Raw genomic sequence first — 21,137 nt, 5'->3', positions numbered from 1 at the left:
AGCCGTGGCGGTGACGCTCGCGCGCGCCACCGCGGCGCAGGTGCCGGCGCTGTGCGCGATCGAGCGCGCGGCGGTGGAGCTGTTCCGCGGCCACCGCGCCTGGAGCGCCTACATCGCCATGGCGATCCCGCCCGAGCTGCTGGAAGTGGCGATCGCCCGCGGCCTGGTCTGGGTCGCGTTGGAAGACGGTACGCCGGTCGGTTTCGTCTGGCTGGACGACACCATGGGCGAGGGCGCGGTCGATATCGCCGAGATCGACGTGCTGCCGTCGCATGGTCGCCGTGGCATCGGCGGCGCGCTGCTCGAACATGCCTGCGCCTGGGCGCGCGCGGCCGGCTACCGCCGCGTCGGCCTGGGTACGCTGGCCGACGTGCCGTGGAACGCGCCGTTCTACGCGAAGCACGGCTTCGTCGTGGTCGACAAGGGCGACCCGGCGTTCGCCCGCGCTCGCGAGCGCGACCGCGAGAACGGTTTTCCCGACGACCTGCGCGTGTTCATGTCGCGTCCGCTCACGCCGCCAGGGCGCGACGAATGGACCGCCTGGCCCGCGCCGGCCAAGCTCAACCTGTTCCTGCGCATCGTCGGCCGCCGTGACGACGGCTACCACGACCTGCAGACGGTCTTCCGCCTGCTCGACTGGGGCGACGAGCTGCGCCTGCGCGTCCGCGAGGACGGCGCGATCGTGCGCGCGAACGAGATTCCAGGCGTACCGGCCGAGGCCGACCTGGTGGTACGCGCCGCGCGCCTGCTGCAGGCACAGGCCGGCGTGGCGTCGGGCGCCGAGATCACGCTGGACAAGCGCATCCCGATGGGCGGCGGGCTCGGTGGCGGCAGCTCCGACGCGGCCACGGCGCTGGTCGCGCTCAACCACCTGTGGGGCTGCGGCCTCGACGAGGATGCATTGGCCGCCCTGGCGCACCGGCTGGGTGCCGACGTGCCCGTGTTCGTGCGCGGCCGTTCGGCCTGGGCCGAGGGGGTGGGCGAACGGCTCGCGCCGATCGCCTTGCCGCGGCGCTGGTACGTGGTGCTCGATCCGGGCGAGCACGTGCCCACCGCGGCCTTGTTTCAAGCGCCTGAATTGACACGAAATGCCCCGCCGGCGACAATTTCGTCCTTTGCTTCCGGCGAAACGGTCCAGAACGCGTTCGAGCCGGTCGTGCGTGCGCGGCACCCGCGGGTGGCCGCCGCGCTGGACTGGCTCTCGCGCTACGGCCGCGCCCGGCTTTCCGGCAGCGGCGGGTGCGTGTTCCTGGAAACCGCCTCGCTCGCGCAGGCGCGCAAGGTGGTGCGGGAGTGCCCTCCGGCATTCGCGGCGCAACTGGCCGCGGGGGTCGAGGTTTCGCCGCTGCATCGGACCCTGGCGCGTCATCGCGACCGGACCGCGGCGCCGGAGCAACCGTTGCGGGCTTGAAGCAAACGACAGGTGGTCAGGACGACGGCCTGCAAACGAAACACTGGGGCGTCGCCAAGCTGGTTAAGGCACGGGATTTTGATTCCCGCATGCGCAGGTTCGAATCCTGCCGCCCCAGCCACATTGAACCAGCCACATTGAATCGGCCATTCACGAATGGCTCTTTGAGGAATCCAAGTGGACACGTCCACCCCGATGCTCTTCACCGGCAATGCCCACCGCGCCCTGGCCGAGGACGTCGCGCAGCGACTCGGCGTGCCGCTGGGCAAGGCGCTGGTCGGCAAGTTCAGCGACGGCGAAGTGCAGATCGAGATCGAGGAGAACGTCCGCCGCCAGGAAGTGTTCGTGCTGCAGCCGACCGGCGCGCCGAGTGCGGAGAACCTGATCGAGATGCTCGCCCTGGTCGATGCGCTCAAGCGCGCCTCGGCCGCCAGCGTCACCGCGGTGATGCCGTACTTCGGCTACGCCCGGCAGGACCGCCGCCCGCGCTCGGCGCGCGTGCCGATCACCGCCAAGCTCGTGGCCACGCTGATCGGAACCGCCGGCGTGGACCGCGTGCTGACGGTCGACCTGCATGCCGACCAGATCCAGGGTTTCTTCGACATCCCGGTGGACAACGTCTACGCCTCGCCGATCCTGCTGGCGGACATCTGGCGCAACTACTCGATGGACGACCTGATCGTGGTCAGTCCCGACGTCGGCGGCGTGGTGCGCGCCCGCGCGATCGCCAAGCGGCTGGACGACGCGGACCTGGCGATCATCGACAAGCGCCGACCGAAGGCCAACGTCGCCACCGTGATGAACATCATCGGCGAGGTCGACGGCAAGACCTGCGTGCTGGTCGACGACATCGTCGACACCGCCGGCACGCTGTGCGCCGCGGCCGCGGCGCTCAAGGAGCGCGGCGCGCGCAAGGTGGTCGCCTACTGCGTGCACCCGGTGCTCTCGGGCGCGGCGATCGGCAACATCGAGAATTCCCAGCTCGACCAGCTGGTGGTCACCAATACGCTGCCGCTGCGCCCCGAGGCGCAGGGCTGCAGCAAGATCCGCCAGCTCTCGGTCGCCGAGCTGCTGGCCGAAACCATTCGCCGCATCGCCTTCGGCGAGTCGGTGAGTTCGTTGTACGTCGACTGATTTTTCCGACTCTCCTGGTCGCGGGAGAGTCACCCGTCCGCCGCAAGGCGGAACCACGCAACCCAAGGTAGTAGAACAATGGCCCAGACTCATGAAATCAAGGCCCAGAGCCGCACGGACGAGGGGAAAGGTGCGAGCCGCCGCCTGCGTCATGCGGCGATGGTGCCTGCCGTCGTGTACGGCGCGAACCAGCCGCCGCAGAGCATCCAGATCGAGCACAACACCATCCTGCTCGCCGCCAAGAACGAGTGGTTCTTCTCCTCGATCCTCGACCTGAACGTCGACGGCAAGGTGCAGAAGGTGCTGGTGCGCGACTGGCAGAAGCATCCGTTCAAGCAGCAGATGCTGCACATGGACTTCCTGCGCGTGAACGAGAACGAGGCGATCCGCGTCAACGTGCCGCTGCACTTCCTCAACCAGGAGAAGTCCGCGGCCGGCAAGACCTCCGGCGTGGTGATCTCGCACAACCTGACGGAAGTGGAAGTGTCCTGCCTGCCGGCCAACCTGCCGGAGTTCATCGAGCTCGACCTGGCCGACCTCAAGCCGGGCGAGATCGTGCACCTGTCGCAGGTCAAGCTGCCCAAGGGCGTGAGCCTGCCGGCGCTGCACCTGGGCGCGGACCACGACATCGCCGTGGTCACCGCCAACACGGTGAAGGAAGAGGCCGAGCCGGTCGCCGAAGCGGCCCCCGCTCCCGAGGCCGAAGCCAAGCCCGCCGAAAAGAAGTAAGCCCCAGCCGGGCCTTCCGCAGCGCGGGAGGCCCGGCGATCGGCGCACGGCATGGCTGGTTTGCGACTCATCGTCGGCCTGGGCAATCCCGGCGCCGAATACCTCCGGACCCGGCACAACGCCGGGTTCTGGTTTGTTGACGCCCTCGCATCGGGGCAGGGCGAGCGCTTCGCCTTCGACGGCAAGCTGCACGGCGAGGCCTGCCGCGTGCGTATCGGCGGCGACAGCGTGTGGCTGCTCAAGCCGGCCACCTTCATGAACAAGAGCGGCATCGCGGTCGCCTCCGCGCTGCGCTACTACAAGATCGAGCCGGACGAGTGCCTGGTGGCGCACGACGAGCTGGATCTGCCGGCCGGCACCGTACGGATGAAGTTCGACGGCGGCCACGGCGGCCAGAACGGCCTGCGCGACACCATCGCGCACTTGGGCCACGGCAAGTTCCACCGCCTGCGCATCGGCATCGGCCACCCGGGCCACAAGGACAAGGTCACGCCCTGGGTGCTCGGCAAGCCGTCGGCGCAGGACGAGGATGCGATCCTCGACGGCATCGCCCGCGCGCTCGACGTGCTGCCGCTGGCGGTGGCGGGGCAGTTCGACAAGGCGATGCAGCAACTACATACAGCGGGAACGGGAAACGGGGAACGGGGAACGTAAGGCGTACGGCAAGCGCCGCGTCTTCCGCCCCACCCTGATCTGCACGTTCCCTGTTCCCCGTTCCCTGTTCTCCGGAGTCACCATGGGCATCAAATGCGGCATCGTCGGCCTGCCCAACGTCGGCAAGTCCACCCTGTTCAACGCGCTGACCAAGGCCGGCATCGCCGCCGCCAACTTCCCGTTCTGCACGATCGAGCCGAACGTGGGCGTGGTGCCGGTGCCCGATGAGCGGCTCAACGCGCTCTCCGCCATCGTCAATCCGCAGAAGGTAATCCCGACCGCTGTCGAGTTCGTCGACATCGCCGGCCTGGTCGCCGGCGCGTCGAAGGGCGAGGGCCTGGGCAACAAGTTCCTGGCGCACATCCGCGAGGTCGACGCGATCGCGCACGTGGTGCGCTGCTTCGAGCACAGCGACATCGTGCACGTGGCCGGCAAGGTCGACCCCATCGCCGACATCGAGACGATCGATACCGAGCTGGCGTTGGCCGACCTGGACTCGGTCGAGAAGGCGCTCAACCGCGCCGAGCGCGCGGCCAAGGCCAACGACAAGGAAGCACTGGCGAAGAAGCCGGTGCTGCAGAAGCTCGCCGCCGCGCTGAACGAGGGCAAGTCCGCGCGCAGCGTCGAGCTGGACGAGGAAGAGAAGGCGCTGGTCCGCGACCTGTTCCTGCTCACGCTCAAGCCGCTGATGTACATCGCCAACGTGCGCGAGGACGGCTTCGAGAACAACCCGCACCTGGACGCCGTGCGCGAGCGCGCCGCGACCGAGGGCGCCGAGGTGGTGCCGGTGTGCGCGGCGATCGAGGAAGAGCTGGCGCAACTGGACGACGCCGACCGCGACGAGTTCCTCAAGGACCTGGGGCTGGACGAGCCCGGCCTGAACCGCGTGATCCGCGCCGGCTACAAGCTGCTCAACCTGCAGACCTACTTCACCGCGGGCGTGAAGGAAGTGCGCGCCTGGACGGTGAAGAAGGGCGCCACCGCGCCGCAGGCCGCCGGCGTGATCCATACCGATTTCGAGCGCGGCTTCATCCGCGCCGAGACCGTCGCCTACGACGACTTCATCCAGTACAAGGGCGAGGCCGGCGCCGCCGCGGCCGGCCGCCTGCGCAAGGAAGGCAAGGACTACCTCGTCAAGGACGGCGACGTGCTGCACTTCCTGTTCAACGTGTGAGCCTGCCGAGGCGCGGGGTGGGCTTGAGCCCACCTTCCCGCACGTCGCTGCTGGGCTTAAGCCCGCCCGGCGGTTGCTACAGCGGCGAGCCGCCGAACTTCCAGGTCGCCTGGATGTAGTAGCTGCGGCCCACCGAGTCGAACCACGAGATGTCGTAGTACGGATAGGACGTGTAGGTCGGATCCTTCGGCGGCATCTTGTCGAACAGGTTGTCGACCAGCACCGCCAGCTCGAAGTGGTCGGTGAACTTGTACTGCAGCGAGGCGTTGTAGCGGTAGGTCGCGCCGATCCACGCGGGGTCGCCCGCCTCCTGATCCACCACCTGGTCGTACGACCACGAGTTCGGCAATCGACCCAGCCGCTCGCCGTGCAGCGTCGCCGACCAGCCACCGAGGCTCCAGTTGAGGCTGGCGCTGGTCTTGGTGCGCGGGATGTCGTAGCCGCTGTTGACCGCGAACTCGTCGATCACCGGATCGCCCGGGTACTGCACGAAATCGTGGTGGCGCACCCAGGTGTGGTTGCCGCTCAGGCGAAAGGTGCCGATCGGCGTGGGCAGCCGGTAGTGCAGGGTGAGGTCGGCGCCGTCGGTGGTCTCGCGGGCGACGTTGATCGGGTTGACGTGGATGCCGTAGAGGTCGCCGTTGGGCAGGCGCGTCACGCGGCCGATGGCGTCCTGGCAGGTGGGCGAGTTGACGTCCACGGGCGTGCCGTCAGCCAGCGAGCCGATGCGGCAGCTCGCCTCGTTGCGCAGGATGGTGTCCACCGACAGATCCTGCACCTGGTTGCGCATGCGGATGTCGAACCAGTCCAGCGAGACGTCGAAGTTCTCGGTCGGTGACCACAGCACGCCGGCGGTCCACGAGGTGCTGGTTTCGGGATCCAGCTCGCGGCTGCCGTTGCGCGAACGGATCAGGCCTTCGTCCGAATAGTCGCAGTCGCCGATGTCGAGGTCGGGCTCCTCGGTGCGGCAGCGGTAGTAGTCGGTGCCGGAGGTCTCGTCGTTGCCCTCGCCGGCGAATACGTAGTGCAGGTCGGGCGCGCGGAAGGCGGTGCCGTAGGAGCCGCGCAGCAGCAGCGTGTCGACCGGGCGCCATTCCACGCCCGCGCTCCAGGTCGGCTTGCCCACGCTGCGGCCGGCGAAGCGGTAGTCGTCGTAGCGCGCGGCCAGGCTCAGGTTGAGCGACTCGAGCACCGGCATGCGCAACTCGCCGGCGGTCGCCCAACGGGTACGGCTGCCGCGGCCGTCCGAATCCTTCCAGCTGTAGTAGTAGTACTCCAGCGCCAGCGGATCGGGATTGATCGCGTAGCTCTGCGAGCCGTACTCGACCACTGCGGCCAGGCCCGCCGGGCCGCCGGGAAGATCGAACAGGCTCGCCTGCGTGGTGCTGAAGGACAGCGTGTCGGTGCGCGTGCGCGGATGGTAGGTGGTGTTGGCGGTGACCGCGTCGTACTCGGCGTGCGTCAGCGGCGTGTACAGGCGATTGGGGTCGGCATTGAAAATCGGCAGGCCCGAATCCGCGTCCACGCCCAGCTGCGGCCCGAGGAACAGGTCGTTGGCCGGCCCGGCGATGGTCTGCGGCCAGCTGACGATGGAGTGGTACTGCGAGTGCGACAGCGTCGCCTCGTAATCCCAGTCGGCCGCGAAGGTGCCCTTGAAGCCGGTTGCGAGGCTGAAGGTGTGCTCGACGTTGCTGATCATGCCGCGCCCCAGCCCGCCCATCTCCTCCGGCGTGAACTGGCGCTGCCAGTACTCGATCTGGCCGGTGGCCTGGTTGTAGAAGTAGCCCTCCTCGTTGCCGTCCGGAGCCATGTAGCTCCACTGCTCGACGTCGCGGAACAGCTCGACCTTGTTGTAGCCAAGCTGCAGGTCGGCGAACCATTGCGTGCCGTTGCCGAAGTCGTAGGTGACCGAGCCGTACGCGTTGGCCGCGCGGTCCTTGCTCAGGATGGTGCCGTAGCCGATCGCCTCGTCGCTGCCGCAGTAATAGCCGGGGCCGTAGTCGTCGATGACCGGGTCGTAGTCGCCGTAGCGCGGACGCGCGGCATGGTAGGTGGTGCCGCCGTTGAGGTAGCCGAGGTTGGCGCAGGTGGCGGCGCCGGGGTCGAGGTAGGTGTCGTAGTAGTCGGTGCGCAGGAACACGCGCCGCGCGATCTGCGAGCCCGCGGTGGGGGCGTCCTTGGTCGAATCCTGGATCGAGCGCTGGTAGGCCCACAGCGGCTTCTGGTCGGTCAGCTCCACGCCGAGCACGCCGTGCAGTTTCTCGCCGGAGAAGCCCGTGGACAGGCTGAGCCGGTGCGACTGCGCGCCGCCGCGGGTGGTGTCGCCGTAGCGGTAGTCCAGCGTGGTGCCGTCGGCCTTGTCCTTGAGGATGATGTTGACCACGCCGGCGATGGCGTCGGAGCCGTACACCGCCGAGGCGCTGCCGGTGAGGATCTCGATCCGCTCGATCATCCCGAGCGGAATGTTGGAGATGTCGGTGAAGTTGCTGCGGCCCTTGAACGGCAGCGGGAAGTCGGCGATGCGCCGGCCGTTGACCAGCACCAGCGAGTGGTTCGGACCGAGCCCGCGCAGGTCGACCTGCTGCGCGCCGGGCGAGAAGTCGGCGCCGTTGGCCGATTGCTGGCTCTGCGTTTCGCCGCCGTTCTGGGTGATCGCGCGCAGCACGTCCGGCACGCTGACGAAACCGTCGGCCTTGATGTCCGCGGCGGTGACCACGATCACCGGCGCGGGACCCTCGACCTGCGCGCGGGGAATGCGCGAGCCGGTCACGGTGACGGTTTCGAGCTGGGTCGGCTCGGGCTTTTCGGTCGATTGCGCGGGACGCGGCGGGGGCGTGCGGGCCGCCGGCGACGGCGCCTGCCGAACGATGATGATGGCGCCGGACGGATCGCGCTTCGCCGAAAGACCGGTGCCCTGCAGCAGGCGGTCGAGCGCCTGGTCCGCCGGCATCGCGCCGTGCACGCCGGCGGTACGCAGGCCGCGCAACTGGTCGGCCTGATAGATCAGTTGCGTGCCGGACGTGCGTGCCAGCGTGTCGAGCGCGCCGGCCAGGTCGCCGGCCGGAATGTCGATCCGCCCCGGCTCCTGCGCGTGGATGGCGGCGGCCGGCAGCAGGCAGGCCAGCGTGAAGGCGAGCGCGCTCGACGCCCGGCGGAACCGACGGTTCATGGTCACCCTCCCCGAGGCGCGGATCGCCCCCTTCCAAGCAGGACGAACGGGCGCGGCAAATCCCGCCTCGGCTCAGCGATGGCGCAGCACGATCGCGTCGGCACGGTGTTCCACGCGCACCGGGAAGCCCTGCTGCAGCAGGCGTACGAAGGCTTCGGCGTTGGACCAGCGGAAGTTGCCGCCGATGCGCAGCGCGCCGGTGGCCGCGTCGCCGACGACGATCTTGTGGGCGTTGTAGCGGTTGAACTCGGCCGCCACGCTGGCCAGCGGGGTGTCGTGGAAGACCAGGAAGCCGTTGCGCCAGCTCAGCCGGTCCTCGGCCTGCGCAACCGGGCCGGACTGCACCGTGACGCCGTCGCCGCTGGCCAGCGCCACGCTGCCGGCCGGCAGCAGGGTGACCGGCTGGCGTTGCCCGTCGGCGCCGGCCTGCGCTTCCAGCCGCACCACGCCCTGGGTGACCACCACGCGCAGGTCGGCGCGTTCGCGGCGCACGTCGAAGCGGGTGCCGACGGCGGTCACGCGGCGCTCGCCGGCGACCACGGTGAACGGGCGGCCGGGGTTCTTGGCCACTTCGAAGAAGGCCTCGCCCTGCTGCAGCTCGATGTGGCGTTCGTCGCGGGAATAGGTCACCCGCACGCGGCTGTCGCTGCTCAGGGTGATGCGCGAACCGTCCGCCAGCGGCACCTCGCGCAGGGCGCCGACGGCGGTGGCGTAGCTCGTGCTTTCGACCGCGCTCGGGCGATGCCATGCCGGCCACAGCACGGCGGCCAGCACCAGGCAGGCAGCCACCGCGAGCAGGCCGCGCGACAGGCGGCGCATCGGCGTCCACGCCCTCAACGGCGGTCGGCGCGTGCGAAGCCGCGTATCGGCTTCGTTCGTCCGCGCGAATGGCGTGAACGTCCATTCGCCGCGCGGCGGGGGCGTTGGATCGCCACGCCCGGCGCCGAGCGCGCGCAGGCGGTCGGCGCGCCGCCAGGTCGTCTCCAGGCGAAGGAACGCCACGCGGTGCGCGGTGGCCTCCTGCAGCCATGCATCGAGCGCCGCCTGGTCGTCCGGCGACCAGGCGCCCGCGTCGCGCCTGGCGAGCCAGGCGGCGGCGGTGCGTTCAATCTGCGAGCTGCTGGTCATCGTCCCGTTCCGTTGCCGCGCAGCGGGCGGGCGAGCCCGCACCATCGCGCGTGTTGCGCATGCCGCCGTGGAAGTAGTCGGCGATCAGGCGCATGCCCTTGGCCACCTGCTTCTCCACCGTCTTCTCGCCGATCCCCAGGCGCGCGGCCACTTCCTTCTGCGGCAGTTCCTCGACCCGGCGCAGCCAGACCACCGCGCGGCAGCGGTCGGGCAGGCGGTCGAAGGCGGTCGCCAGGCGCCTGAGTTCCTGCCGCGCGTCGAGCCGGTGTTCCGGGGACAGCTCATCTGTAAGGACGTTCCAGGCGTCCGAATCACCCATCGCCTCGATCGACACCACGCGGCCGCGGCGCAGGCGGTCGGTCATCAGGTGGCGCGCGGTGGTGAACATGAACGACTTGGGGCTGACAGGGCGCGCGCGGGCCGCTGCCTCGTAGACGCGCACGTAGACCTCCTGGCGCAGATCCGGCACCTCGTCGCGGCGCGGCCACAGGCGCGTGAGGTAGCGCATCAGCGCGGCCTCGTGCGCGAGGACCTCGCGGGCGAACCAGGCGTCGAGCGAATCGTCCATGCGGCGGCCTCGCTTGGGAGCGCGGCGGCGGACGCGGCGCGTGGGGGATATCGCACGGCCAATCGTCCCGGTCGTCAAGTGCCCTGGTTGCCTGGAGTCCACGATGCGCGCATGCCGCTGGTGGTGGGTGGTGTTCGCCTGCGGGTTCGCCCTGGCGGGCTGGGCGGCGGCGGCCGACCCGGCGACGCATCGCGGCTACGAGTACTACCGCATCGGCGACACCCAGGCCGCCCGGCCCGGCCAGACTGCGCCCGCGCTGATGCTGATGGGCGGCGGCAGTTGGGTCGATCCGGCGTTCCACTGGTTCGTGGCCCAGGCTGGGCACGGGCACGTCGTGATCCTGCGCGCCTCCGGCGCCGACGAGATGCAGGACGAGCTCTATCGGCGCATCGGCGGCGTGGCCTCGGTGCAGACGCTGGTGTTCCACGATCGCGCGGCCGCCAGCGATCCGGCCGTGCTCGACATCGTGCGGCACGCGGACGGCATCTTCATCGCCGGCGGCGACCAGGCCAACTACGTGTGCTTCTGGAAGGGCACGCCGCTGAACGAGCTGATGGACCGCCACGTGCGCGAGGGCAAGCCGATCGGCGGCACCAGCGCCGGGCTGGCGATCCTCGGCGGTTACGCCTACGGCGCGCTGGACGGCGGCAGCATCGTTTCGCCCGAGGCGACGCACGACCCGCTGGGCAGCGCCGTGACGCTGGTCGATGGATTCCTGCACGTGCCGTGGCTGGCGCAGGTCATCACCGACACGCACTTCGCCGCACGCGGGCGGCTGGGGCGATTGATCGCCTTCGTTGCGCGGCTGCGCCACGAAGGGCATGCGCAGGTGGTCGGACTGGGCGTCGACGAGGCGACCGTGCTGGCGATCGGTGGCGACGGCATCGGGCGGATCTTCACCAGGGACCATGGTTTTGCCTGGCTGGTGCAGCCGGAGGGTACGCCGCAGCGGATCGCGCCGGGACAGCCGCTGGAATACCGTGACGTCCGCCTGACCGGCATCGGTCCGGACAGCCGCATCGACATGCGCGACCTGGGCGTGCAGCGGCCGGCCTTCCAGGTGACGGCCGATGTGCGCGATGGACGCCTCGTAGTGCACGGCGACCTGCCCACAGAAGACCGCTAAGGGTGCGCCCGCACGGTCCCGTTTGCGCTTAAGTGGCGATTAAGCCCGCCGGCCGGAGCATCGTCGCGCAGGGCATCGACTTGCCCGTAAGGAGGTACGCATCATGACCAGGCATTGGCTGGGCAAGCCCGCCCTCACCATCGCCGCCGCGCTGCTCGCGGCCGCCGCGGCGTTGCCGATGGGCGCCTCGGCGCACGGCTGGCACGACCGGGGCTGGCACGGCCGCGGGCATTACGATCGCGGCTACTACGGTGGCGGCTGGCATGGCCACTACTACCGCGACCGCGGCCACTGGAGCGGCGGCCGCTGGATCGCCGGCGCGATCGTCACCGGCGCGGTGATCGGCCTGGTCGACGACGCGCTGAACCCGCCGCCGCGCACGGTGGTCTACGAACGTCCCGTGTACCGCCGTCCGGTGCGGGTGATCTACGAGGAACCGGTGGTAACCCGCCGCGTGGTCGAGACGCGCACGGTTTACGAGGATGCTCCGCCGACCCGCTACGTGGGCTACTACGGCGACGGCGACTGAGCGCGTCGCGCTGCGAAAAAGGCCCGGCCAAGCCGGGCCTTTTTTTTCCTACCGGGCAGGCGGGATGTCAGCGCCGCTGCCGTGGCGCGCGGCATGCTTGCGCATGCGCTCGAAGCTGGCCTCGTCGATCGGTTCCACCGATGAGATCGCGCAGGGCGGCTGGTCGCGCGCGGCGACCGTTTCACCCAGGTCGCCGCAGATGCGGTTGCCGCCGGCGGCCTTGCCCGATTCGCTGGCGTGCAGCAGGAAGCCCGGCACGCCGATCCCCAGGCGCGGGCAGTCGGCCTTCAGGTGCACCGCGTAGCGATAGGGACCGGTGCGCACCAGTGCGGTGCGCTTGTCCACGATGTGCCACTCGTTGATCTTGTCGGTCTGGATGCATTGCGCATAGGGCAACGGCTTGTGCGTCGGCACGTCGGCGGCGAATGCCGTAGCACAGCCACAGGTGGCGAACAGCAACAGGGAAGGCAGGCGTTTCATGGACATCACCTCGCTGGGGAAGGCGCACGGTGGGCCGCGCGGCGCCAGCATCGCGCGCCGGCCGGCGCGGCGCCAGTGGAACGTTGTCAGCGAACTGCCATCGGCAGATCACAAGTATTGAACGGACGCTGCGCCAAGCTTGGGCGATGCCAACGGTTCGATCCGTCCCCTGGTACAGCGCCGCTGCCGGCGCGCACGCGAGCCTCGCGTCCGACACCCGAAGGAGCGTGCCATGACGCAACTGAGTCCGTTCGCCGGCCATGCCCTTGCGGAGCGCTATCGGCGCATCCGCCAGCAGAGCCTCCAGCTGTGTGCAGGCCTCACCGCCGAGGACATGATGGTGCAGTCGATGCCCGACGCCAGCCCGGCGAAATGGCACCTGGCGCACACCACCTGGTTCTTCGAACAGTTCGTGCTTGGGCACGATCCGCACTATCGCCCGCGTGACCCGGCGTGGCATTACCTGTTCAACTCCTACTACCAGAGCGTCGGTCCGATGCATGCGCGGCCGCAGCGCGGGCTGCTCTCTCGCCCGGCGCTCGACGAGGTGCTCGGCTGGCGCCGGCATGTCGACGAGGCCGTCAGTGAGCGCCTGCTGCGCGACGACCACGGCGCGCTCGCCGCGCTCGTCGAGCTGGGGCTGCAGCACGAACAGCAGCACCAGGAACTGTTGCTGACCGACATCCAGCATGCCTTCTGGAGCAACCCGCTGTTGCCGGCGTACCTGCACGAGCCGGCACCGGACGCCGCGTCCGGCGCACCGCCGCTGCAGTTCATGCCGGGACGCGAGGGCGTGGCGGACATTGGCCACGCCGGCGAGGGCTTCGCCTTCGACAACGAGACGCCCCGCCATCGCACGTGGCTGTCGCCGCACGCGCTGGCCAACCGCCTGGTGACCAACGAGGAGTACGCCGCCTTCGTCCACGACGGCGGTTACCGCGAACCGTCGCTGTGGCTGTCCGACGGCTGGGCCACGGTGCAGCGCGAAGGCTGGCAGCGGCCGCTGTACTGGCAGCCGGACCTGGCCAGCGCGTTCTCGCTCGTCGGCGTGCGCGCGCTCGATCCGGCTGCACCGGTCTGCCACGTCAGCTACTACGAGGCCGACGCCTTCGCGCGCTGGGCCGGCGCGCGCCTGCCCACCGAAACCGAATGGGAGACCGCGGCCGCCGTGCTGCCGATCGAGGGCAACCTGCTCGACGGCACGCCTCGGCTGCCGCAGGCGGCGCACGGCGCCGGCCTGGCCCAGATGTACGGCGACGCGTGGGAATGGACCGCCTCGCCCTACGTGGCGTATCCAGGCTTCCGGCCCTTGCCCGGCTCGCTGGGCGAGTACAACGGCAAGTTCATGTGCGGCCAGTGGGTGTTGCGCGGCGGTTCCTGCGCCACGCCGCAGGGCCACGTGCGCGCCAGCTATCGCAACTTCTTCCCCCCGCAGGCGCGCTGGCAGTTCGCCGGGCTGCGCCTGGCCAAGGACCGTTAGGACTTCCAAGGAGCCCCACTCCATGAATATCCGTGCCCTGGACCTGCACGACGATGGTCGTACCCCGCCCGCCACCGGTTTGCTGGAGATCGTCCGCCGCGGCTTGCGCGCGCAGCCCAAACGCCTGCCTTCGTGGCTGTTCTACGACGCGCCGGGTTCGGCGTTGTTCGAGCGCATCTGCGAGCAGCCCGAGTACTACCTGACGCGCTGCGAGACCGCGCTGATGCAGGCGCACGCCGCCGGCATCGCCGATACGCTGGGCGTGGACGTGCGCCTGGTCGAATACGGCAGCGGCAATGCGGCCAAGACGCGCCTGCTGCTCGAGCACATGGCCGCGCCGGTGAGCTACGTGCCGGTGGAGATCTCGCCCGAGCCGCTGCAGCAGAGCGTCCGGCGCCTGGGCGAACGCTTCCCCCAGCTGGCCGTGCAGCCGTTGTGCGCCGACTTCACCCGCGCGCTGCGCCTGCCGATCCCGTCGCGCGCGCCGCGGCGCACGGTTCTCTATTTCCCGGGCTCGACCATCGGCAACTTCGACACGCGCGATGCGGTGGCGCTGCTGCGCAAGATGCGCGGGGAGATGGGTGACAACGGCGGGATCCTGATCGGCGCCGACCTGAAGAAGGACCCTGCGCTGATCGAGGCGGCCTACAACGATGCGGCCGGCGTCACCGCCGAGTTCACCCTCAACATGCTGGCGCGCCTCAACCGCGAGCTGGGATGCGATTTCGACCTTGCCGGCTTCCGCCACCGCGCGCACTACAACGCGCTGGCCGGCCGCATCGAGACCAGCCTGGTCAGCCAGCGCGCACAAAAGGTGCGCCTGGGCCGTGGCACGGTCGTCTTCGGCGACGGCGAGGCGATCCGCGTGGAGATCAGCTGCAAGTACTCGCTGGAGGACTTCGCCGCACTCGCGGGCAAGGCCGGGCTGGAGGTATTGCGCGTGTGGCTCGACCCCGAGCGCATGTTCAGCGTGCAGTATCTCGTTCGCGCCGGCTCGGTCGCACGCTGAGGGCGCGGCAGGCGTTTGGTGGGCCCGGCTCACCATGGCGACATGGAGGAGGCGGTGGGCCGAAGCCCACCGTGCGGCGGCCGGGTAGAATCCAGCCCCCGCCCGTGCGTCCCGATTCGATGGCTTCTATCGCCGCTTCCGCTCCCGCGCTTCAGCTGGACGCGCTGTTCCTGCCTCTGGCCACCGGCGAGCTGCGGTGGCCCGACGATGCCCGCGTGCTTTTCCTGCGCGCCCGCGACGGTGCGCCGCTGCGTGCGTTCGCCCGCGCGGGCTGGCTGTGCCAGCAGGGTTTCAAGCCGTTCGCGGACGAACTCGAGCGCGCGGACTGCGAAGTCGGCGAGCCGGCGCAGGACGAACGTTTTGCGCTCGTCCTTCTGCTGCCGCCACGCCAGCGCGACGAGGCCCGTGCGCTGTTCGCGCGCGCGGCTCGCCACCTGCGACCCGGCGGCATCGTGCTGGTGGCCGTGCCCAATGCCGAAGGCGCCCGATCGGCCGAGGCCGACCTTGCGCGGCTGCTGGGTCCCGTGCGCAGCCTCTCGAAGCACAAGTGCCGTGTGTTCTGGGCGACCGCCGGTGATGCGACGGACGGCGCGCTGCTGGCCGAATGGGAAGCGTTGGAGGCTCCGCGGCGGATTGCCGGCGGTTACCTCAGCCGCCCTGGCCTGTTCGCCTGGGACCGGGTCGATGCCGCCTCGGGCCTGCTCGCCGCGCATCTGCCGGATGACCTGCGCGGCCGCGTGGCCGATCTCGGTGCCGGCTACGGCTACCTGGCGGCGCAGGTGGTTGCGCGCTGTCCCGCAATCACCTCGATCGACCTGTACGAGGCCGAGGCGCGCGCGCTGGAGCCGGCGCGGATCAACCTGGCCGAAGCCGTCGACGCGAGCGGGCGACCGGTTGCGGTGAACGTGCACTGGCACGACGTGACCCGCGGCCTGCCGCAGCGCTACGACGCCATCGTGAGCAACCCGCCATTCCACCAGGGCCGGGCGGACCTGCCCGAACTCGGTCGCGCTTTCATCGAAACCGCCGCCGATGCGCTGCTGGCGGGCGGGCGCCTGTGGCTGGTCGCCAACCGGCACCTACCGTACGAGGCCACGCTGGCCTCGCGCTTCGCGCAGGTGCGCACAGTCGCGTTGCAGGACGGCTTCAAGGTGATCGAGGCGGTGCGCGCATGAAGCTGGTACGCCTGATCGCCAACCTCGGCTACGGCAGCCGCAAGGAGGTCATGCAGTTGTTCCGCGAGGGGCGCATCACCGACGCGGCAGGGGAGGTGCTCTACACGGACGACAAGGTCGCGCACGAGGACGTCCGCATCGATGGCGAGCCGCTCGACCCGCCCACCGGCCTGGTCCTGCTGATGCACAAGCCGACCGGCTACACCTGCTCGCGCAAGGACGCCGGGCGTCTCGTGTACGACCTGCTGCCGCCGCGCTGGCGCCGGCGCGACCCGGCGCTTTCCACCGTCGGCCGGCTCGATCGCGACACCTCCGGCCTGTTGCTGCTGACCGACGACGGCGCACTGCTGCACCGGATCATTTCGCCGAAGGCCAGCGTGGCCAAGGTGTACGAAGCCACGCTCGCCCGCGACCTGGGAGGCGGCGAAGGCGAGCTGTTCGCCAGCGGCACGCTGATGCTGGAATCGGAGACCACGCCGCTGGCGCCCGCGCAACTGGAGGTGCTTGCGCCGCGTCGTGCGCGGCTGACGGTCACTGAAGGGCGCTACCACCAGGTGCGGCGCATGTTCGCGGCGACCGGGAACCACGTCGATGCGCTTGAGCGCGTGGCCATCGGGCAACTGGCGCTCGATGGGCTGGCGCCTGGCGAGTGGCGTGCGCTCGATGCCGCCGGAGTCGCCAAGGCCTTCGAACCGACGGTGCCCGGCGGGCGCTAGAGCAACTTCACCGGCGTTGGCAACGGGCGTTGGTACCACTTGCGCCGCTCGTCGCGGCAGCCGGGACTGCCCATCGCGTACTTGCGGCAGATCGCCGGGCGCTCTGCGTAGATCGTGCAGCGGTAGGTGTCCGGATCGAGCGCGGCGCACCAGCCGTCCTCGCCCTTGGCGAGGACCGCGAGTCCATGGTCGTCATGCGCCACCAGCCAGTCGGGCACGTGGTCTTCGGGCATCAGCACCACGGTCAGCCGGCAGCAGACGGCGTCGCAGTCGGTGCATTGCACGGAAGGATCGATGCTCTCGGCGTACTCGCCGGTTTCGGGAAAGTTGTCCACGCGCCAGTATGGCGCCTGCCGCCAAGCCGCGTGCTAAAGGTTCGTGTTCGCTTCATCCCGTCGCCGGGCGGACGCCGTAGGGTAGGCGAGGCGCATGGACATCCCATGGCGGAAGGGCGTGCGATCATCCGCGCATGTCTTTCGAGTTCGACAATGCCTTCCTGCGCGAGCTGCCCGGCGACAGCGAGAGCGGATCGCGACTGCGCCAGGTGGAAGGCGCCTACTGGTCGAGCGTCGAGCCGACGCCGGTCGCCGCGCCGCGGGTGGTTGCCTGGTCGGCCGAGATGGCCCAGACGCTTGGCCTTGGCGAGGCGGACCTGCACAGCGAGCGCTTCGCCCGCGTCTTCGGCGGCAATGCGTTGCTGGACGGCATGCAGCCATGGGCAAGCAACTACGGCGGCCACCAGTTCGGCGTCTGGGCCGGCCAGTTGGGCGACGGTCGCGCGATCTCGCTGGGCGAGGCGCTGGACGCGCGCGGACAGCGCTGGGAGCTGCAGCTGAAGGGCGCCGGCCCCACGCCGTATTCGCGTGGTGCGGATGGCCGTGCGGTGTTGCGTTCGTCCATCCGCGAGTTCCTGTGCAGCGAGGCGATGCATCACCTGGGCATCCCCACCACGCGCGCGCTGTGCCTGGTCGAGACGGGCGAGGCGGTGGTGCGCGACATGTTCTACGACGGCCATCCACGCGAGGAGCCCGGTGCGATCGTCTGCCGCGTCTCGCCCTCGTTCATCCGCTTCGGCCATTTCGAACTGCCCTATGCGCGCAATGACGTGGCCCTGCTGCGCCAATTGGCGGACTTCACGATCCGCCGCGACTTCCCGCAGCTGCGCGGGCAGGGCGAGACGCTCTACGCCGACTGGTTCGGCGAGATCTGCGAACGCACCGCCCGGCTGCTCGCGCACTGGATGCGCGTGGGCTTCGTGCACGGCGTGATGAACACCGACAACATGTCCATCCTCGGCTTGACGATCGACTACGGTCCCTACGGCTGGATCGACGACTACGATCCGGACTGGACGCCCAACACCACCGATGCGACGCGCAAGCGCTACCGCTTCGGCCAGCAGCCGAACGTGGCGTGGTGGAACCTTACCCGGCTGGCCAGCGCGCTATCGCCGCTGTTCGCCGACATCGCGCCGCTGCAGGCGGGACTCGACCGCTACGTGGCCGCATGGGAGGCGGCCGATCGCGCCAACGTCGCGGCCAAGCTGGGCCTGACCCGGGCCAGCGACGAGGACCTGGCCCTGCGCGACGGCCTGCACGCGTGGATGCGCGCAGCGCAAGCGGACATGACCCTCGCCTGGCGCGCGCTGGCCGATTTCCGGCCGGACGCGCCATCGCCCGACCTGCTGGCGGGCGTGTGCTACGACGAGAACAGCCGCCTTGCCGCCGAGCCGGCCTTGCGCGACTGGCTCGAACGCTACGCCGCGCGCCTGCGCGAGGACCCGCTGCCGGACGCACAGCGGCGCGACCGCGTGCGTGCGTCCAATCCGCGATACGTGCTGCGCAACTACCTGGCGCAGGAAGCGATCGACCGCGCGGAGCAGGGTGACTACGCGCTGGTGCACGAACTGCTGGAAGTCATGCGCCATCCGTACGACGAGCAACCGGGACGCGAGCGCTTCGCACACAAGCGCCCGGACTGGGCGAAGCAGCGTGCCGGCTGTTCGATGCTTTCCTGCAGCTCCTGAGGAACGCACGCGCAGGGCTGCTTCATGGCACATCGCGCACCTGCGATGTTTCGTTCCGTCCCGAAACCACGGCGCGCCAGGTCGCTCAGCATGGGCTCCCCCTTCCTCAGGACGCGCCCCATGTCCGCAATCCTGCTCGCCGGCCTGCTCTCCGCGGCGGCCGTGCACACCGCCTATCTTCCCTTGCCGCAGGCGCCCGGACAGCAGGTGGCGCTGCATTGCATCGCACCCGCGCAGGCGACCGGCCGCAGCGTGCTGTTCATCCATGGTGCGAGTTTTCCGACGATGCTCGCCGCCGGCTTCGAGTTCGCGCCGGGCGACTCCTGGATGGCCTTCATGGCGCGCCGCGGCTACCTCGCCTGCGGCCTGGACTTCATCGGGTTCGGCGCTTCCAGCCGGCCGCCGGCCATGGAAGCTGACGAGGCGGGCACGCCGGTCGACCGTGCCGCGGAGGCGGCGGCGCAGATCGCGCTGGCGGTCGACTACCTGCGCGGCACCCGCGGCATGGCCAAGGTGCATCTGGTGGCTCATTCATGGGGCACGATTCCGGCGGCGGCCTTCGCCGCCTCGCATCCGCACGCGCTTGCCTCGCTCACCCTGTTCGGGCCGGTGACACCCGTGGCTCACCCGGATGGCGAGCCGGTGCGCAGCGCGTGGTGGGGCATCACCGCGCAGGCGCGCTACCGGCAACTGCGCTTCCTGGACGTGCTGCCGCGGGGCATGGTGCTGCTGGAGCCGGCGGTGGATGCCGTCTGGGCCGCGCGGTTCGAGGCGTCGGCGCCGCATGTCGCCGGTGACCCGCGCGGCCAGTTGCGGATCCCGGCGGGCCCAGTGGCGGACATCGGCGAAGCGCAGGCCGGCCGTTATCCCTATGCCGCAGGCGACGTCCGCGTGCCGGTGTTCGTGGTGTACGGCGACCACGACACGGTGGTCGGCGATGCGTCGGCGGCGGGGTTCCTAGCGCGCTTCGATGCCAGTCCCCTGCGCTGGCGGCTGCGCATCGACCACGGCACGCACGTGATGCACCTGGAACGCGCGCGCCGCTCGCTGTACGAAAGCGTGGATGCCTTCATCCATGCGGCGGAGGCGTTCCGATGATCGCCGTCATCTTCGAGGTCGTGCTGAAGGAAGGGCACGATGGCCGCTATCTGGAACTGGCTGCACAGCTGCGGCCGTGGCTGGAAACGATCGACGGCTTCATTTCCATCGAGCGCTTCCGCAGCCTGGCCGAACCGGACAAGCTGCTATCGCTGTCGTTCTGGCGCGACGAGGAAGCGGTGGCCCGGTGGCGACAACTGGAAGTGCATCGCGCCGCGCAGCGCGAAGGACGCGCGGACGTGTTCGCCGACTACCGGCTGCGCGTGGCGACGGTCCTGCGCGACTACGGCATGCGCGAACGGGGAGAAGCGCCTGCGGACAGCCGACGCGTCCACGGCGGGGCGGTCTAGCGCAGCGCGCCGTCGACGAACTGGCGCAGTTGCGCGGCACCGAGCGCGCCCGCCTGCCGCGCCAGCTCGCGGCCATCCTTGAGCAGGACCAGCGTCGGGATGCTGCGGATGCCGAAGCGTTGCGCCAGTTGCGGCTGCGCGTCGGTATCCACCTTGACCAGGCGCAGGCGCGGCTCGAACTGGCGGGCCGCCTCGGCGAACACCGGTGCGAAGCCGCGGCAGGGGCCGCACCAGGTCGCCCAGAAGTCGATCAGCACCGGCAGGTCGCCGCGCCCGGCCACGGCGTCGAAGTTGGCCGTGGTCAGCTCGATTGGCCGGCCTTCGAACAGCGCCTGCTTGCAACGACCGCACACCGGATGCTCGGCCAGGCGTTCGGCCGGTACGCGGTTGAGCGCGCCGCAATGCGCGCAGGGAATGTTCAATGGCGTGGACATGAGGTGCTCCCGTAGGACCTTTCCGCCATATGGCGGCCGGCATCGCGTGCCGCAAGCGGCCGCGGCGGCCGCGGCGGCAGGAGCGATCATGCGCCGGAGGTGATCGTGCATCGAAAAGCCGCTGCGATCGGCGGTTTCGCCGTCGCAAACTGTTGACACATCCGGGGTCGCTCGCGAAAATAGCCGTTCTTTGTTGGAGGGATACCCAAGCGGCCAACGGGGGCAGACTGTAAATCTGCTGGCTTACGCCTTCGGTGGTTCGAATCCACCTCCCTCCACCATCAAGACGAGTTCCGCGCAGGGTATTGCCAGGCGGGAGTAGTTCAATGGTAGAACCTCAGCCTTCCAAGCTGATGGTGCGGGTTCGATTCCCGTCTCCCGCTCCATTGATCTCGTCGCAGGATTTTGAGGGTTCGGCCGGATGCCGGGCTATTCGCCACCAGGATGGATGGCTGCAAGAACTTCGCTCATGTAGCTCAGTCGGTAGAGCACTTCCTTGGTAAGGAAGAGGTCACAGGTTCGATTCCTGTCATGAGCACCATCTCACGCGGCTGCCGCCGGTCGCTCCGGGCCTACGGCAGGTTTTCTTTTTTTCATTGACTCCATCGGGGTTTAGCGCGCATGGCAAAGGGTAAATTCGAACGCACCAAGCCGCACGTGAACGTGGGCACGATCGGCCACGTGGACCACGGCAAGACGACGCTGACGGCGGCGCTGACCAAGGTGGGCGCCGAGCGTTTCGGTGGC

The 21,137-nt window shown here is 69.7% G+C and carries 22 protein-coding genes and 4 tRNA genes; 20 read left to right on the top strand and 6 right to left on the bottom strand.

Translation table 11 applies throughout. From position 1 onward, the window contains the following. Window positions 1–4 precede the first annotated feature (4 nt). The 6 genes from ispE (at window position 5) to ychF (ending at window position 5,102) form a co-directional block, all read left to right on the top strand. Window positions 5–1,411, top strand: coding sequence for a 4-(cytidine 5'-diphospho)-2-C-methyl-D-erythritol kinase (gene ispE, locus AAIL17_RS08930; RefSeq protein WP_424682474.1), 1,407 nt, complete (start codon window positions 5–7; stop codon window positions 1,409–1,411). Window positions 1,412–1,455: 44 nt separating this feature from the next. Further along, a tRNA-Gln gene (locus tag AAIL17_RS08925) sits at window positions 1,456–1,532 on the top strand. A 74-nt stretch (window positions 1,533–1,606) separates the two neighbouring features. Further along, window positions 1,607–2,545 (top strand): ribose-phosphate diphosphokinase, encoded by a 939-nt coding sequence (locus AAIL17_RS08920; protein WP_424682549.1) that lies wholly within the window; start codon window positions 1,607–1,609, stop codon window positions 2,543–2,545. A gap of 78 nt (window positions 2,546–2,623) precedes the next feature. Then, entirely contained in the window at window positions 2,624–3,274 is a 651-nt protein-coding gene (locus AAIL17_RS08915; RefSeq protein ID WP_424682473.1) for a 50S ribosomal protein L25/general stress protein Ctc, read from the top strand. Between the two features lie 51 nt (window positions 3,275–3,325). Continuing rightward, a complete protein-coding gene (pth, locus tag AAIL17_RS08910; RefSeq protein WP_424682472.1) occupies window positions 3,326–3,928 on the top strand; it encodes an aminoacyl-tRNA hydrolase in 603 nt (200 codons plus the stop codon). An 82-nt stretch (window positions 3,929–4,010) separates the two neighbouring features. Further along, window positions 4,011–5,102: a redox-regulated ATPase YchF gene (gene ychF, locus AAIL17_RS08905; protein WP_424682471.1), complete on the top strand. Its 1,092-nt coding sequence runs from the start codon at window positions 4,011–4,013 to the stop codon at window positions 5,100–5,102. 76 nt (window positions 5,103–5,178) lie between these two features. Here ychF and AAIL17_RS08900 read toward each other — a convergent pair whose 3' ends face one another. The 3 genes from AAIL17_RS08900 to AAIL17_RS08890 all read right to left on the bottom strand — a co-directional run bounded on the left by AAIL17_RS08900 (window position 5,179) and on the right by AAIL17_RS08890 (window position 9,967). Beyond that, entirely contained in the window at window positions 5,179–8,271 is a 3,093-nt protein-coding gene (locus tag AAIL17_RS08900; RefSeq protein WP_424682470.1) for a TonB-dependent receptor domain-containing protein, read from the bottom strand. A 72-nt stretch (window positions 8,272–8,343) separates the two neighbouring features. Beyond that, window positions 8,344–9,399, bottom strand: coding sequence for a FecR family protein (locus tag AAIL17_RS08895; RefSeq protein ID WP_424682469.1), 1,056 nt, complete (start codon window positions 9,397–9,399; stop codon window positions 8,344–8,346). Then, on the bottom strand, window positions 9,377–9,967 hold the full coding sequence (locus tag AAIL17_RS08890; RefSeq protein ID WP_424682468.1) for an RNA polymerase sigma factor: 591 nt from the start codon (window positions 9,965–9,967) through the stop codon (window positions 9,377–9,379). Before AAIL17_RS08890 ends, AAIL17_RS08895 begins: the two co-directional genes overlap by 23 nt. Window positions 9,968–10,070: 103 nt before the next feature. Here AAIL17_RS08890 and AAIL17_RS08885 point away from each other — a divergent pair, with 103 nt between their 5' ends. Further along, complete coding sequence (locus AAIL17_RS08885) at window positions 10,071–11,093, top strand: cyanophycinase (RefSeq protein WP_424682467.1); 1,023 nt, start codon at window positions 10,071–10,073, stop codon at window positions 11,091–11,093. Window positions 11,094–11,196: 103 nt separating this feature from the next. Further along, the gene (locus AAIL17_RS08880; RefSeq protein WP_424682466.1) at window positions 11,197–11,622 is read left to right on the top strand and encodes a hypothetical protein; all 426 of its coding nucleotides are present in this window, start codon (window positions 11,197–11,199) and stop codon (window positions 11,620–11,622) included. Between the two features lie 48 nt (window positions 11,623–11,670). On the opposite strand, the gene AAIL17_RS08875 is transcribed toward AAIL17_RS08880, so the two are convergent. Further along, complete coding sequence (locus AAIL17_RS08875; protein ID WP_424682465.1) at window positions 11,671–12,102, bottom strand: DUF6491 family protein; 432 nt, start codon at window positions 12,100–12,102, stop codon at window positions 11,671–11,673. Here AAIL17_RS08875 and AAIL17_RS08870 point away from each other — a divergent pair. From AAIL17_RS08870 to AAIL17_RS08850, 5 genes are all read left to right on the top strand, one after another. Further along, window positions 12,101–12,223, top strand: coding sequence for a hypothetical protein (locus AAIL17_RS08870; RefSeq protein WP_424682464.1), 123 nt, complete (start codon window positions 12,101–12,103; stop codon window positions 12,221–12,223). The genes AAIL17_RS08875 and AAIL17_RS08870 overlap by 2 nt on opposite strands. Before the next feature lie 111 nt (window positions 12,224–12,334). Further along, window positions 12,335–13,582 (top strand): ergothioneine biosynthesis protein EgtB, encoded by a 1,248-nt coding sequence (gene egtB, locus AAIL17_RS08865; RefSeq protein WP_424682463.1) that lies wholly within the window; start codon window positions 12,335–12,337, stop codon window positions 13,580–13,582. Window positions 13,583–13,604: 22 nt separating this feature from the next. Continuing rightward, complete coding sequence (gene egtD / locus AAIL17_RS08860; RefSeq protein ID WP_424682462.1) at window positions 13,605–14,591, top strand: L-histidine N(alpha)-methyltransferase; 987 nt, start codon at window positions 13,605–13,607, stop codon at window positions 14,589–14,591. Window positions 14,592–14,710: 119 nt separating this feature from the next. Further along, complete coding sequence (locus tag AAIL17_RS08855) at window positions 14,711–15,766, top strand: class I SAM-dependent methyltransferase (protein ID WP_424682461.1); 1,056 nt, start codon at window positions 14,711–14,713, stop codon at window positions 15,764–15,766. Beyond that, window positions 15,763–16,482, top strand: coding sequence for a pseudouridine synthase (locus AAIL17_RS08850; RefSeq protein ID WP_424682460.1), 720 nt, complete (start codon window positions 15,763–15,765; stop codon window positions 16,480–16,482). The genes AAIL17_RS08855 and AAIL17_RS08850 overlap by 4 nt, the downstream gene beginning before the upstream one ends. Here the strand turns inward: AAIL17_RS08850 and AAIL17_RS08845 are convergent. After that, the gene (locus AAIL17_RS08845) at window positions 16,479–16,817 is read right to left on the bottom strand and encodes a YkgJ family cysteine cluster protein (protein ID WP_424682459.1); all 339 of its coding nucleotides are present in this window, start codon (window positions 16,815–16,817) and stop codon (window positions 16,479–16,481) included. The two genes, AAIL17_RS08850 and AAIL17_RS08845, sit on opposite strands and share 4 nt — an antisense overlap. 134 nt (window positions 16,818–16,951) lie before the next feature. On the opposite strand from AAIL17_RS08845, the gene AAIL17_RS08840 reads away from it, so the two are divergent. From AAIL17_RS08840 to AAIL17_RS08830, 3 genes are all read left to right on the top strand, one after another. After that, a complete protein-coding gene (locus tag AAIL17_RS08840; protein WP_424682458.1) occupies window positions 16,952–18,508 on the top strand; it encodes a protein adenylyltransferase SelO in 1,557 nt (518 codons plus the stop codon). A gap of 120 nt (window positions 18,509–18,628) precedes the next feature. Next, window positions 18,629–19,606, top strand: a complete 978-nt coding sequence (locus tag AAIL17_RS08835) for an alpha/beta fold hydrolase (RefSeq protein WP_424682457.1) — start codon at window positions 18,629–18,631, stop codon at window positions 19,604–19,606. After that, entirely contained in the window at window positions 19,603–19,956 is a 354-nt protein-coding gene (locus tag AAIL17_RS08830) for an antibiotic biosynthesis monooxygenase family protein (protein ID WP_424682456.1), read from the top strand. Before AAIL17_RS08835 ends, AAIL17_RS08830 begins: the two co-directional genes overlap by 4 nt. Here AAIL17_RS08830 and trxC read toward each other — a convergent pair. Next, window positions 19,953–20,390 (bottom strand): thioredoxin TrxC, encoded by a 438-nt coding sequence (gene trxC, locus AAIL17_RS08825; protein ID WP_424682455.1) that lies wholly within the window; start codon window positions 20,388–20,390, stop codon window positions 19,953–19,955. The two genes, AAIL17_RS08830 and trxC, sit on opposite strands and share 4 nt — an antisense overlap. A 195-nt stretch (window positions 20,391–20,585) precedes the next feature. On the opposite strand from trxC, the gene AAIL17_RS08820 reads away from it, so the two are divergent. From AAIL17_RS08820 to AAIL17_RS08805, 4 genes are all read left to right on the top strand, one after another. Beyond that, window positions 20,586–20,671 (top strand) — tRNA-Tyr (locus AAIL17_RS08820). Between the two features lie 31 nt (window positions 20,672–20,702). After that, window positions 20,703–20,776 (top strand) — tRNA-Gly (locus tag AAIL17_RS08815). A 79-nt stretch (window positions 20,777–20,855) separates the two neighbouring features. Then, window positions 20,856–20,931: transfer RNA gene (locus AAIL17_RS08810), tRNA-Thr, on the top strand. Window positions 20,932–21,011: 80 nt separating this feature from the next. Then, window positions 21,012–21,137: GTP-binding protein (locus AAIL17_RS08805; protein WP_229730253.1), on the top strand; the 126-nt coding region annotated here is incomplete at its 3' end.

This window comes from Frateuria sp. YIM B11624 (genome assembly GCF_049727805.1).
Lineage (GTDB): Bacteria > Pseudomonadota > Gammaproteobacteria > Xanthomonadales > Rhodanobacteraceae > Frateuria_A.
The sequence above is the reverse complement of the archived record's forward strand: the minus strand, read 5'-3'. Positions and strand labels throughout refer to the sequence as shown.